Source organism: Chlorobaculum thiosulfatiphilum (genome assembly GCF_006265165.1).
In the GTDB taxonomy this organism is placed as follows: Bacteria; Bacteroidota; Chlorobiia; order Chlorobiales; family Chlorobiaceae; genus Chlorobaculum; species Chlorobaculum thiosulfatiphilum.
Window position 1 is genome coordinate 1 of record NZ_VDCH01000005.1, and the last position, 12,536, is coordinate 12,536.

The 12,536-nt window shown below is 57.4% G+C and carries 12 protein-coding genes; 2 read left to right on the plus strand and 10 right to left on the minus strand.

Annotation, left to right across the window (positions count from 1 at the left end):
- Nucleotides 1-92: 92 nt before the first annotated feature.
- From FGF66_RS03645 to FGF66_RS03675, 7 genes are all read right to left on the minus strand, one after another.
- Nucleotides 93-1,787: a CTP synthase gene (locus tag FGF66_RS03645; RefSeq protein WP_139456348.1), complete on the minus strand. Its 1,695-nt coding sequence runs from the start codon at nt 1,785-1,787 to the stop codon at nt 93-95.
- Between the two features lie 106 nt (nt 1,788-1,893).
- A complete protein-coding gene (gene gyrA, locus FGF66_RS03650) occupies nt 1,894-4,377 on the minus strand; it encodes a DNA gyrase subunit A (RefSeq protein WP_139456349.1) in 2,484 nt (827 codons plus the stop codon).
- Between the two features lie 100 nt (nt 4,378-4,477).
- Nucleotides 4,478-4,909, minus strand: coding sequence for a ribosome silencing factor (gene rsfS / locus FGF66_RS03655; RefSeq protein ID WP_170181196.1), 432 nt, complete (start codon nt 4,907-4,909; stop codon nt 4,478-4,480).
- A 157-nt stretch (nt 4,910-5,066) separates the two neighbouring features.
- Nucleotides 5,067-5,741 carry a tRNA (adenosine(37)-N6)-threonylcarbamoyltransferase complex dimerization subunit type 1 TsaB gene (tsaB, locus tag FGF66_RS03660; protein ID WP_139456351.1) on the minus strand — a complete coding sequence of 225 codons (675 nt, stop codon included), beginning with the start codon at nt 5,739-5,741 and terminating at the stop codon, nt 5,067-5,069.
- A 9-nt stretch (nt 5,742-5,750) separates the two neighbouring features.
- Nucleotides 5,751-6,179, minus strand: a complete 429-nt coding sequence (gene tsaE, locus FGF66_RS03665; protein ID WP_139456352.1) for a tRNA (adenosine(37)-N6)-threonylcarbamoyltransferase complex ATPase subunit type 1 TsaE — start codon at nt 6,177-6,179, stop codon at nt 5,751-5,753.
- Nucleotides 6,176-7,459 carry a DUF1015 domain-containing protein gene (locus FGF66_RS03670; RefSeq protein WP_139456353.1) on the minus strand — a complete coding sequence of 428 codons (1,284 nt, stop codon included), beginning with the start codon at nt 7,457-7,459 and terminating at the stop codon, nt 6,176-6,178. The genes tsaE and FGF66_RS03670 overlap by 4 nt, the downstream gene beginning before the upstream one ends.
- 20 nt (nt 7,460-7,479) lie before the next feature.
- Nucleotides 7,480-8,208 carry a segregation and condensation protein A gene (locus FGF66_RS03675; RefSeq protein WP_139456354.1) on the minus strand — a complete coding sequence of 243 codons (729 nt, stop codon included), beginning with the start codon at nt 8,206-8,208 and terminating at the stop codon, nt 7,480-7,482.
- 207 nt (nt 8,209-8,415) lie between these two features.
- Between FGF66_RS03675 and FGF66_RS03680 the strand changes: the two genes are divergently transcribed.
- Nucleotides 8,416-8,958: a tetratricopeptide repeat protein gene (locus FGF66_RS03680; protein WP_139456355.1), complete on the plus strand. Its 543-nt coding sequence runs from the start codon at nt 8,416-8,418 to the stop codon at nt 8,956-8,958.
- A 126-nt stretch (nt 8,959-9,084) separates the two neighbouring features.
- Here FGF66_RS03680 and FGF66_RS03685 read toward each other — a convergent pair whose 3' ends face one another.
- Both FGF66_RS03685 and FGF66_RS03690 read right to left on the minus strand, forming a co-directional pair.
- Nucleotides 9,085-9,426: a P-II family nitrogen regulator gene (locus FGF66_RS03685; protein WP_069808456.1), complete on the minus strand. Its 342-nt coding sequence runs from the start codon at nt 9,424-9,426 to the stop codon at nt 9,085-9,087.
- A 9-nt stretch (nt 9,427-9,435) separates the two neighbouring features.
- Nucleotides 9,436-10,767, minus strand: a complete 1,332-nt coding sequence (locus FGF66_RS03690; RefSeq protein WP_139456356.1) for an ammonium transporter — start codon at nt 10,765-10,767, stop codon at nt 9,436-9,438.
- A gap of 389 nt (nt 10,768-11,156) precedes the next feature.
- Between FGF66_RS03690 and FGF66_RS03695 the strand changes: the two genes are divergently transcribed.
- Nucleotides 11,157-11,429 carry an RNA recognition motif domain-containing protein gene (locus tag FGF66_RS03695; protein WP_139456357.1) on the plus strand — a complete coding sequence of 91 codons (273 nt, stop codon included), beginning with the start codon at nt 11,157-11,159 and terminating at the stop codon, nt 11,427-11,429.
- 134 nt (nt 11,430-11,563) lie between these two features.
- Here the strand turns inward: FGF66_RS03695 and FGF66_RS03700 are convergent, their stop codons facing one another.
- The gene (locus FGF66_RS03700; protein ID WP_139456358.1) at nt 11,564-12,505 is read right to left on the minus strand and encodes a TIGR01777 family oxidoreductase; all 942 of its coding nucleotides are present in this window, start codon (nt 12,503-12,505) and stop codon (nt 11,564-11,566) included.
- Nucleotides 12,506-12,536: the final 31 nt, after the last annotated feature.

The following is a 12,536-nucleotide window of genomic DNA, read 5'->3' on the forward strand; positions in this document are numbered from 1 at the left end:
TCCACTTCGTCCGCCAAGTCCTCTGAATAGCCCTTAAAACACCAAAAGGGCGCTCCCGCGCCCCTTCTGTGCAATAACCTCTGACACAGAGGCTATCCGGCTATCTCTTCTTCCTCGCTGAGCCGTGGCATTTCGACTTCGAGCGAAAGCTGACGCTTGCCCTGGGCAAACTCTTTGGCTGCGTGAACGAAGCCGTCGAAGAGGGGGTGCACTTTCTGCACTCGCGACTTCAGCTCCGGATGGAACTGCACGGCCACGAACCAGCGATGATTTTTCAGCTCGACAATCTCCACGAGATCACCGTTGGGCGAGGTTCCGGAGAAAACCATCCCTTTCTCCTCGAACAGCTTTCGAAACTGGTTATTGAATTCGTAGCGATGGCGATGACGCTCGTTAATGAGAAATTTGCCATAGACCTCGTAGGCTTTCGATCCCTCCCTGAGAATGCACGGATAGCTGCCGAGACGCATGGTGCCGCCCTTCTCCTTGACCTTTTTCTGGTGCTCCATGAGATCGATGACCGGAAAACGCGCTCGCTTGTTGAACTCTGTCGAGTTGGCGTCGGGCAGGTCGCAGACGTTGCGGGCGAATTCGATGGTGGCGCACTGCATGCCGAGGCAAATGCCGAAGAAGGGGATGTTATTTTCGCGCGCGTACCGAACGAAACGCACCTTGCCCTCGATGCCGCGATCACCGAAGCCGGGCGCGACAAGCAGGCCACTGATCCCCTCGAAGGCGCTGGCAATATCAAACTTTGGATTTTCGGCATCTTCGGCCCTGAGCATCTTGACCGACACCTTGACATCGTTACTTGCACCAGCGTGGACGAACGATTCGAGAATCGACTTGTAGGCGTCTGGGTACTCGGTGTACTTTCCGCAGATGCCGATGGTGATTTCGCCGTCTTTCGGGTGCTTCACCTTTTCGCAGAAGTTCTTCCAGTATTCGAGGTTCGGCTCGCGGAACTTCTTCAGGCCGAGCTTTTTCATGACGCGCAGGTCGAGCTGCTCCTTGAGCAGGATAAGCGGCACTTCGTAAATCGTATCGCAATCGTTCAGCCCGATCACATCCTGATCGTGAACGTTGCAGAAATGACCAACCTTGTTCTTGATCTCCTTCGACAATGGCTTTTCGCTCCGGCAGACCAGGATGTCGGGCTGGATGCCGGTTTCGAGCAGCATCTTGACGCTGTGCTGCGTCGGCTTGGTCTTCAGCTCGCTGGCTGCCCTGATGTAGGGAACAAAGGTGAGGTGGATGTTGAGCAGATTGTGCTCGCCCAGTTCGAGCTTGAGCTGGCGCATCGCTTCGAGAAACGGGAGCGACTCGATGTCACCGATGGTGCCGCCGATTTCGGTGATGAGCACGTCGAGGCTGCCATTTTTGGCCAGGTCGCCCATCTTCTCCTTGATCTCGTCGATCACATGAGGCACCACCTGCACCGTGCCGCCGAGATATTCGCCGCGCCGCTCCTTGTCGATCACCGCTTTATAGACGCGCCCCATCGTCAGGTTGGAGGCCTGTGAGGTCGGCTCGTCGAGGAAGCGCTCGTAATGGCCGAGATCGAGGTCGGTCTCCGCGCCGTCGTCGGTCACATAGACCTCGCCGTGCTGGTAGGGCGACATCGTGCCGGGATCGACGTTGATGTAGGGATCGTACTTCTGGATCGCCACGCGCAATCCGCGCGACTTGAGCAAAAAGCCGAGCGAGGCGGAGAGGATGCCCTTGCCAAGGGAAGAGATCACACCACCGGTGACAAAAATATGCTTTACGTTCTTCGGGCGCGCCATACGTTCAGATACTATTTTAAGTGATAACCTTCAGATTCATTTCAGAAAACTGCATCCCCGTTTCAAATAAACTTCCATTCCTGAGCACAAGAACCAGATTTGACGATCAGAACAGATCGAGCTGGACATCGTCGCCATCACCGAGCGGCTCGGTCGCCGAATCGTCGTCGCTCTTGGGCACCCTCGCCGTGCCGGAAATCCTGTCGCCCGCGTCGAGCCTGATGAGCCTGACCCCCGAGGTGTTCCGGCCAAGTACGCGAATATCCGAAACGTGCTGGCGGATGACGATGCCATTGGTCGTGATGATGATCAGGTCGTCCTCGTCATTGACGTCGAGCAGCCCCACCAGATGGCCGATCTTCTCGTGCGCCTTGATGGTAATGACGCCCCTCGCACCGCGCCGGGTCATCCGGTAATCATCGACCTTGCTGCGTTTGCCATAGCCGTTATCGGTGACGGCGAGCAGCGTGGTGTCGTTGCGCTTGGTGGTGACCATCGAAATGCAGCGTTCGTCCTCGTCGAGCGTGATGCCCTTGACGCCCATCGCCGTGCGCCCCATCGAGCGAACCTCCGACTCCGGGAAGCGGACGGCGTATCCGGAGTTTTTGGCCAGAATGATCTGGTGGTCGCCGTCGGTCAGGCGCGCCTCGATCAGCTCGTCGCCCTCCTCGATGGTGATGGCGTTGATGCCCGTCCGTCGCGGATTGGAGTACTGCATGAGATCAGTCTTCTTGACGATGCCATTGGCCGTGGCCATGATGATGAAATGCGGATCGTCGAAGTTCCTGATATTGATATAGGTTCTGATTTTCTCGCCTGGAGGAAGCTCCATGATGTTGGCCAGCGAACGGCCTCGCGCAGAGCGACCCGCCTCCGGAATTTCATACACCTTGAGCCAGTAACAGCGTCCTGCAGTGGTGAAAAAGAGGATATAATTATGCGTGGAGGCGATGAACATGTGCTCGATGAAATCCTCGTTCTTGGCCTGCGCTCCGGCCACGCCGCGCCCGCCGCGATTCTGGCGACGGTAGCCCGACACCGGGAAGCGCTTGATGAAGCCGTCGTGGGTGATGGTGATGACCACATCCTCCTGAGCGATCATGTCCTCGATCGAGAAGTCGCCCTCCTGCGGGCGAAGCTCGGTACGGCGCGCGTCGCCATAGACCTCGCTGACCCTCAGCAAGTCGCTCTTGATGATCTCCATCTGCTTTGCGGGGCTTTCGAGAATCGATTTCAGCTCTTCGATGAGCGCGAGCGTCTCGCGGTACTCGTCGTCGATCTTCTGGCGCTCCATGCCGGTCAGGCGCTGCAAGCGCATTTCGAGGATCGCCTTCGACTGCGCTTCGGACAGGCCAAAGCGCTCGATCAGGCGGTTCTGGGCGGTGGCCGCATCGGGAGACTGGCGGATCGTCGAGATCACCTCGTCGAGGTTGTCGAGGCAGATTTTGAGGCCTTCGAGAATGTGCGCGCGTTTCTCGGCGGCCGAAAGATCATGCTGCGTACGGCGCAGGACGATCTCGTTGCGGTGCCGGATGTAGTACTGCATCATCTCCTTGAGATTCAGCACTCTCGGTACGCCATCGACCAGCGCCAGCATGATGACCCCGAAAGTGTCCTGCATCGGGGTGTGCTTGTAGAGATTGTTCAGCACCACCTTGGCCACCGCGTCGCGCTTCAGCTCGATGACCAAGCGCATTCCCTCGCGGTCGGACTCGTCGCGAATGTCGGCGATGCCTTCGACCTTCTTGTCGTGCACCAGCTCGACGATCTTCTCGATCAGCCTCACTTTGTTGACCTGGTAGGGAAGTTCGGTGACGATGATCGACTCGCGGCCGTTCTTCTGCGTCACCTCGACCAGCGCCCTGGCCCGGATCACCACCTTGCCGCGACCGGTCAGGTAGGCCTGCCGGACGCCTTCGTAGCCGTAGATGATGCCGCCGGTGGGGAAATCGGGCGCGGTGACGTGCTTCATCAGCTCCGTGATCTCGATCTCCGGATTCTCGATGAACGCAATCAGGCCGCTGACCACCTCGCGCATGTTGTGCGGCGGGATGTTGGTCGCCATGCCGACGGCGATGCCCGACGCGCCGTTGACGAGCAGGTTCGGAATCGCCGCCGGAAGCACCGTCGGCTCTTCGAGCGAATCGTCGAAGTTGAGGGAAAAATCGACCGTCTCCTTGTCGAGATCCTTGAGCATTTCACCCGCGATCGGCTTCATGCGCACCTCGGTGTAACGCATCGCCGCAGGAGAGTCGCCATCGACCGAGCCGAAGTTACCCTGGCCGTCGATCAGCGGATAGCGCAGCGAAAAGTCCTGCACCATGCGCACCAGGCTGTCATAGACGGCGGTGTCACCGTGCGGATGGTACTTACCGAGCACTTCACCGACGATACGAGCCGATTTCTTGTGCGGCTTGCCCGCCTGGAGGCCCAGCTCGTGCATACCGTAGAGCACACGGCGATGCACCGGCTTCAGGCCGTCACGGACATCGGGAAGCGCTCGACTGACAATGACCGACATTGAGTAATCGAGATAGGAACCCCGCATTTCCTCCTCGATGCTGATCGGCAAAATCTTCTCACGCTGCATAATCGATACCCTGACTTTGAGTTACCCTGAAAAACGATGGCCTAATGTATGAAATAGCTTGTAAAACCTGAAACGCCGGAGCGCCCACGGACGCTATCCGTCAGCTCTCCGGCGTCTCCTGCTCTTCAGTCGGCTCCGGAGCGGTGACGACCGTGACCGGCGCATCCGACCAGAGCGATTCGAGGTCATAGAATTTGCGTTCGTCGGGCTGGAAGATATGCACGACCACATCGACGTAATCGATCAGCACCCAGTGCAGCGAATCGAGACCCTCGATATGCATCGGGCGCTCGCCCTCCTCCTTGATCTCATCGACGATAAAATCAGTTACCGCCTTGGCTTTACGCTCCGAGTCGGCGGTGATAATCACAAAAAAATCGGTCACGCTCGTCAGACTGCGGAGATCGAGAATCTTGACATTTTCACCTTTCTTTTCAAGCGACAACTCCGCGACTCTCCTGGCAAGCAACTCACTTATCGCCACTTCGCGGGCTTCGATCCCGGAAGAGGCATCATGTTCCGAACGGGACATTGGTATCCGTTTTGATAATGAATAATCCTTCACGCGGGATGCATTCCCGCGAATCAATATAGCAATAATGTACTATTGAACTAACCCTGAAACAAAACAGTAACCCGCTGGTGGAGGCGGGTTCCGGCAGGGCGGAACGGCGTGGAAAAGAGGAGGATCAGCCGCGCGGCGGCGCTGGCGTGAAGGTCTGCCGGTAATCGGGAGCCGTCCCGGCGGCGGTTCCGGCGACACCTTCGGCAAACGCTTTTTCCGCATGGCCAATGAGGGATGCGGCGCTGAAAAATGAAGCGTCGATCAGGTAAGGCGCGAGCGAAGGAGCCTCGCTGGCAAGCGTGTCAGCCGATCGACTGACCATGGCGAGACTATCGGCAAAAGCGGCAAGCCGCGCGGTCAGTCCGGAGACGAGGCAGCGCGAGCTTTCGATCTCCGTAAACGCTCCATCTTCCACCGAAAAAATAGAATAGAAATACTCGCCCGGCCTCGACTGAATCACCGACACGACGAACCTCGACGCAACATGCTCCGTGGCGGCTTCGGCCATTGCGAGCAAAGTCGAAACCGGCGCGAGCGGCAGACCCGCGCCGAAGGCGACGCCCTTGGCCACGGAGAGGCCGATGCGCAGCGCGGTAAAGGAGCCGGGGCCGGAGGAAACTGCGACGCCGTCGAGTTCAGCCACCGCCAATCCCGCCTCCGCCATCGCCTGCATGACGAGCGGCACGAGCGACTCGGCGGTTTTCTGCCACTCCGCCAAACGGCGCTCGAAAACACGCTCGCCGTTGCTGACAGCCACGCTGGCAAAACCGTGAGTACACTCGATGGCAAGAATCTTCATGAATCCGCTTCAGGTTATGACAATTTTCCGCTGGCTCTCCCCGGCGATGAACAACTCGACCCGGCGGGTGTAGCGCCGCTCCAGCGACGAGAACCGCTCGCCCCACTCGACCACCGAGAGAAATGGCCCCGAAAGATAGTCGTCGAACCCGGCGGAGTCAAGCTCCTTTTCCGATTCGAGCCGGTAGAGATCGAAGTGGTGCAGCTCGACCGGACGCCCTCGCATCAAGCCTTCGTAAATATTCATCAGCGAAAAGGTGGGGCTGGAGAGCTGCTCCTCACAGCCGAACGCCTCGGTGATGCCGCGCATGAACTCGGTCTTGCCCACGCCGAGATTGCCGGTGAGGCAGACCACGTCGCCGGGCTGCAACCCGGCGGCGAAGCGCCGGGCGTACTCGCGGGTTTCGTCCGCCGAAGCCGACAGAAACTCTCCCCTCACGACGCCTTCTCCAGGGAGTGAAAGACCATGCCGGTCATCACCTTCGGGTAGAACCAGGTGGATTTCTGCGGCATCGCCTCGCCTGAAACGGAGACCGAGATCACCTGTTCGACCTGCACGGGCCGGAGCACAATGCCGAGTTGCGCCTTGCCTGACGCCACGGCCTCGAACACATCGACCGTCCGGTTCACATAGGCGAGGTTGCTCTGGCTCGCCATCGCCTCGGCGGAGATACCGAGAATCTGGTTGAGCACCAGGTCATGCAGCACCACGACATCGAGGCTCTGCAACGCTTCCGGCACGGGCGACGACAGCGCCTCGGAGGGCTTCAGGTCGAGCGAAATGCCGAGCACCATGCCGGGCAGCACCAGCCCAAACACCGTTGCCGCGCCGCCAGTCGCGAGAAATTCGTCGAGCGCGCTCCTGCCCGGCAGCTCCCACACGGTGAAGTGGCGGTCGAGACGCTTGATAAAACATTCGGGGTCGAACGATTCGATGCTGTGAACGAGACGGTGAATCGGCAGGATCAGGAGGCCCTCGTCGTAAATGTTCGACAGATAGGTCATGATATAGTTATATGGCTCCCGCCCCGTATGGCCGGGATTCGACGCCGCCCACTCGTTGCGGTAAGCCAGGCCGGTTTCGTAGCGGTGGTGGCCGTCGGCGATATAGACCTTCAGCCCGGCCAGCACCGACTGCGCGGCGGAGATCAGTTCGGGATCGATCACGCGCCACAGGCGGTTGCGCACCCCCTGGAAGGTGGCGTCGATCAGCGGCTCGTGCTGCGCGGCAAACTCGCTGATCGCCTCGTCAACCTGGCGGGAGGGATCGGCGTACAACCCGAAGATACTGCTGATGTTCGCGCCTGTTTCGCGGAACATCTTCAGCCGGTCAGCCTTCGGGCCGGAGAGCGTCCGCTCGTGCGGCAGCACCTGCCCTTCGGCAAAATCGTAGAGCCGGAGCGCGGCGAACAGCCCCTTGCGGGTACGGGTGACGCCGTGCTCGTCCTCGAAGGTCTGGAAGCAGGGATAGAGCGCCGGTTCGCCATCTTGCGAGAGAACGCCCGACGCAAGCCACTCGCGCAGCCGGGATGCGGCGGCGGCGTAGGGATCCGCCTCGGCGGGCAGTTCCAGCCGGACGGCATTGCAATCGGAACTCTCGTACAGCTCCTGCTGCATGGCGGAAGGAATGGCATCGTACGGCGGGCAAACGAGCCGGGCGGCATCCCGGGCGAGATCGGGGCCATAAACGATCCCCTTGAACGGCGCAATTTCAGGCATGGGCTTATTGAGTTTAAAGGTTATTCGGCGGAATCTCTCTGCGAAATCCAGAAATCGTTGACCCCCTCCTTGACGATGACGGAGATTTTGTGGTTGCGGCAGAGTTCAAGCACGGCCAGAAAGGTCACGACCATCACGATCGCTTCGCGGATTTCGACGAAAAGCGAGCTGAACGACACCTGCACCCGCTCCCGGAGGCGCGCCATGATGAGGGCGCTCTGCTCCTCGATCGTCACCGGCGCGTCGGTTACATTCTGGGTTCGCTCCTTCGGCATGTTGTCGAGCACCGACTGGTAGGCCAACATCAGATGATAGAGCGTCGGGCGGTTGACCGGCTCGTCCATCTCGTCGATCACCGCAGGCTCCAGCTCCTCGAAATAACCGCGCGGAAACATCCGCTCCCGGTCGAGCCAGAGAAGCTCCAGTTCGGAAGCACCCTCCTTGAGCTGCTTGTATTCGAGCAGGCGCTGCACCAGCTCGGTTCGCGGATCGAACTCCCCGTCATCGCCAGCCTCGGGTTCCGCGCGGGGGAGCAACATCCGCGCCTTGATGCTCATCAGCATCGAGGCCATGTAGATGAACTCGGCGGCGACCTCCAGATTCAGCCTCCGCATGGCGTGGATGTAGGCGATGAAATCGCCGGTGATTTTCGAGACCGGAATGTTGTAAATGTCAAGCTCGTCACGCTTGATAAAAAACAGCAGAAGGTCGAGGGGGCCTTCGAACTCTTCAAGACTGATGCGAAACATGCAGGCCCTGATTTCGGATTGAGTGGGCCGACCATACGCCTCGCCTCATGGCAAGAGCGGGAACAAAGATAGCGTCAGCAGACCTGTTTACTGGGTAAGGTACTGACTTTCCGTTTAATTTTTTGAGACGTGATAACTATTTTTATTCAGAGGCCTCCTGTTCGCCGCAAAACCGCACGAATCTAATTTCACCCGACCCAAAACCCCATGAAGCGTCTTTCGACCTTGCTCGTGCTTGCCTCCGTGTCGATGTTCCTGCCTGGGGTTCCATGCGCGGCAAAGTCATCTGAAAGCTACTACAACGAGGCGCTTTCGATGCACCGCACAGGAAATCTCAATGAAGCTGTCCGCTTGTACTCGCAGGCCATACAAAACGATAACCGTTACGTCATGGCCTACCAGATGCGAGCCGCGGCGTGGCAGAGGCTTCGCCAGTTCCAGAGGGCGATCTCCGATTACACCGCAGTCATCGACCTCGGCGAACCCTATTTTCAGGCCGTGGGCTACTTCAACCGGGGCGTCGTCAAAAACATGAGCGGCCGCTACGCCGAGGCGATCCCCGACTTCACCCAGGCCATCGGCATCGACCAGAAAATGGCGTCAGCCTATTTCCATCGCGGCATCGCCAGGATCAAGACCAGCGACAGCACCGGCGCTTTCGATGATTTCAAGCAGGCCGCCCGGCGCGGCGACCCGGATGCCGTGCGCTGGCTCGACGCCACGACGCCTGACTGGAGGCAAATGAAATAGCGATTCGGCAGGAAAAAAGAGTGCCGAAGCGAAATGGAACAAAAAGAAAAAGCCGCAGCGGAGAGAATCCTTGCGGCTTTTTTCTTGTGGTTGGGCTGAAAGACAAATGAACAGAATACCCCGGTATCAGATAGCGCTGCCCCCTCGCTCGTTGGTTCTGATCCTCACGCACTCCTCCAGCGGGGTGATGAAAATCTTGCCGTCACCGATCTCGCCGCTTTCGTGCCTTGCCGCCGCAACGATGGTATCGACGGTCACGTTGACGAACTGGTCGTTGACTGCGATATCGAGACGGACTTTCGGAAGCAGGTTCGGCGCGATTTTCTGACCGCGATAATATTCTATATCCTCCTGGCGTCCATGGCCGGTGACCCGGCTGACGGTAATCCTCGTAATATCAGCCTGGATCAGCGCTTCACGAACATGGTCGAGCCGGTCGGGCTGTATGATGGCGGTTATCAGTTTCATGCTTCGTAATTAGTTAGGGTTGATAAGGCCATATCCCTGCTCGCCGTGCATACTGTGATCGAGCCCGGACATTTCATCATTCTCTTTAACGCGCAGTCCAATGGTTTTCTCGACGATGAAAAGAATGACGAGCGAAACGACTGCCGCATAGACAACCGTGATGCCGACCGCAGTCGCCTGTACGCCGAGCTGCTGCCAGACGGTCCATGAGCCGCCAACCTTGGCGGCAGCCTCGGCCATCCAGGACGGGCGGATGAAGAAGGTCAGGCAGAGAGCGCCGACAATACCGCCAATACCATGTATGCCGAAAGCATCGAGGCTGTCATCGTAACCGAGCTTGCCTTTCAGCAGAAGACCAAGATAGCAGATAACCGCGGCAATAGCGCCAAGCGCGAATGCGCCGGAAGGAGGCACGACGCCGGCGGCCGGCGTGATCGCCACCAGGCCGGCAAGAATGCCCGATGCCACGCCAAGGCTGCTTGCCTTGCCATGATGCACCAGTTCAATGACAAGCCAGGTGAAGGCGCCCGATGAGGCGGCGATCTGGGTAACCGTCAAAGCGCGAGCTGTAGCCAGGTTGCTGGCGATGGCGCTACCTGCGTTGAAACCGAACCATCCAACCCAGAGCAAGCCTGCGCCCATGAGGGTCATGACCAGGTTGTTCGGCGACATCACGTTTCTGGGGTATCCTCTGCGAGCGCCAAGGAAAAGCGCTGCAACAAGACCAGTCACGCCAGAAGAGATATGAACGACCGTTCCACCGGCAAAATCGATAGCACCCATTGCGCCGAGATTGAACAGAAAACCGTCGGCAGCCCAAACCCAGTGGCAGATCGGACTGTAAACAAAAATGCACCACAAGGCGATAAAGACAAGATAGCCTTTGAAATCGACACGCTCGGCAAACGCGCCGGCGATCAGAGCGGGAGTGATAATGGCAAACTTGCCCTGAAACATTGCAAACACATACTCGGGAATCTGGGAAGACATGATTGAATCGTCAATACCTTGCAACATGAAATACTTCGGTTCCCACCCGACAAAACCACCCAAAATGCCGGGGCCAAAGCTCAGCGCATATCCGACCAGCGGCCACAACACGCCGATCACAACCATGGCGCCAAAACTATGCATCATGGTGCCAAGAACGTTTTTGGTTCGCACGAGGCCTCCATAGAACATCGCGAGACCGGGAACCATCAACAGAACAAGCGCCGTCGAAGTGAGCATCCATGAGGTCGTGCCGGTATCGGTCACAACCGGCTCGGCCGCCCACGCTGTACTGTGGGCCATCATCGCTGCGAAAAACAGCAACAGCGATGTACTGATTTTTTTTGCCATAACCCTTTTTAATTAATTGATTTTTAGAGCCTTAATATTTTATGAATGACGACTCATAATAATTAAATATTTAAGCTCTGGCAAATTTTAAAGCCATTTTCTTACGACCAGGTAGAAACAGCCCACAATACCGACATACGTGCATCATTCTCTGAAGAAACGATAGCAGGGAAATGAGAGAAGAAAACAAAAAAAAGAACAGGTATTTAACGAAAATACAGCGTAAAAACTCTGCTCGAAAAAGTTTTTCTTTTTGAAAAAAAATGTCTACTAAGGTAAATTTAGGCTTATTTAGCCAGTGGTTGGCTGATCGCTTGCGGGGGAACAGGTGCTTTGGTTATCCCGTAGCGTCTCTTTTCTATCGAAGCACATGTTTCTACCGTCCCACAATGAATATTTACATTGGCAATCTGCCGTACAGCATTACCGATGGAGACTTGCGCGAGAAGTTCTCTGAGTTCGGGCAGGTGCACAGCGCCAACATCATCAGTGACAAATTTTCAGGCCGCTCCAAAGGCTTCGGATTTGTTGACATGCCGAATGAAGCCGAAGCTCGCGAAGCTATCGATGCGATGAATGACAAAGACTTCAAAGGCCGCACCATAAAGGTCAATGAGGCAAGGCCCCGCGAGCAGCGTCCGCCCAGAAGAGAGCAGTACTGAGCACTTCTACGGCTTCAGATAATGGATTTTTTCAGGCGGGCAGGCTCACAAAGGTCTTGCCCGCTTTTTTTATGCGCTGGATCGACTCTGGAGTCAACAGCTCAACCCGCCTCGTTCGCCAAAAAAGCGGCTAATCAAATCTCTCTTGAGACAAGATCATCAAGCGCTTCGTGCAAAAGCGGCCAAGCGAAATGAAAGTTGTGCTCTTCGAGAAACCTTGGTATTACTTTTTGCCCCTTTACGGCATACTCGGCTCCCTCTCCCATGAGTATTTGTACCGCCAGCTTTGGCACCGGGAACAAGGAAGGACGGTGCATCACCGAACCAAGAGTATCGGCAAACGCTTTCATGCTGACCGGCTCTGGCGCGACCGCATTGACCGGCCCACTCCAGGCGGGATTGTCGAGCGCTTCGAGAATGATCGATACCTCGTCATCAAGATGAATCCATGACAGGCACTGATCACCGGAGCCGACCGGCCCGCCGATAAAATAACTGAAGGGGGTCATCATCTTCTGCAACAAGCCCCCCTTGGTGGAAAGCACGATTCCCGTCCTGAGACGCACGACCCTCACGCCGAGTTTTTCAGCTGGCATGGCCTCCTTTTCCCAATCGTAGCAGATTTTGGCGAGAAAATCCTTGCCAGGCACAGCCACTTCCGTCAGGGGAGCGGTCTCCTCGCACCGCTCGAACGAACCGTAGTAGCCGATAGCCGACGAGGAGACGAATACCTTTGGCTTGACCGCAGCCGACGCCATTGCAGCCACCAGTGCTCTGGTGCTGTTGATGCGGGAGTCGTAGCAGGCGACCTTGTGCTCCTCGGTCCAGCGGGTTTCGAGCAACGGTCGGCCAGCAAGATGGATCACGGCATAAGCGCCATTGATCGAAGCTGTCCACTCGCCGGAGGTCATGTCTGAATCCCAGCGTACATAGCCCGCCGCGCCGGGAACTTTCGCCGCTGCCGATTGCGGAGAGCGGGCGAAAAGAACGACCTTTCGGCCAGATTTGACGAGTCGGCGCGCGACTTCGCTGCCGATCACTCCGGTAGCGCCCGTGATGACAATATGACCTTCCATAACTCTGCGATTTGAATGATTCTATCTGGCA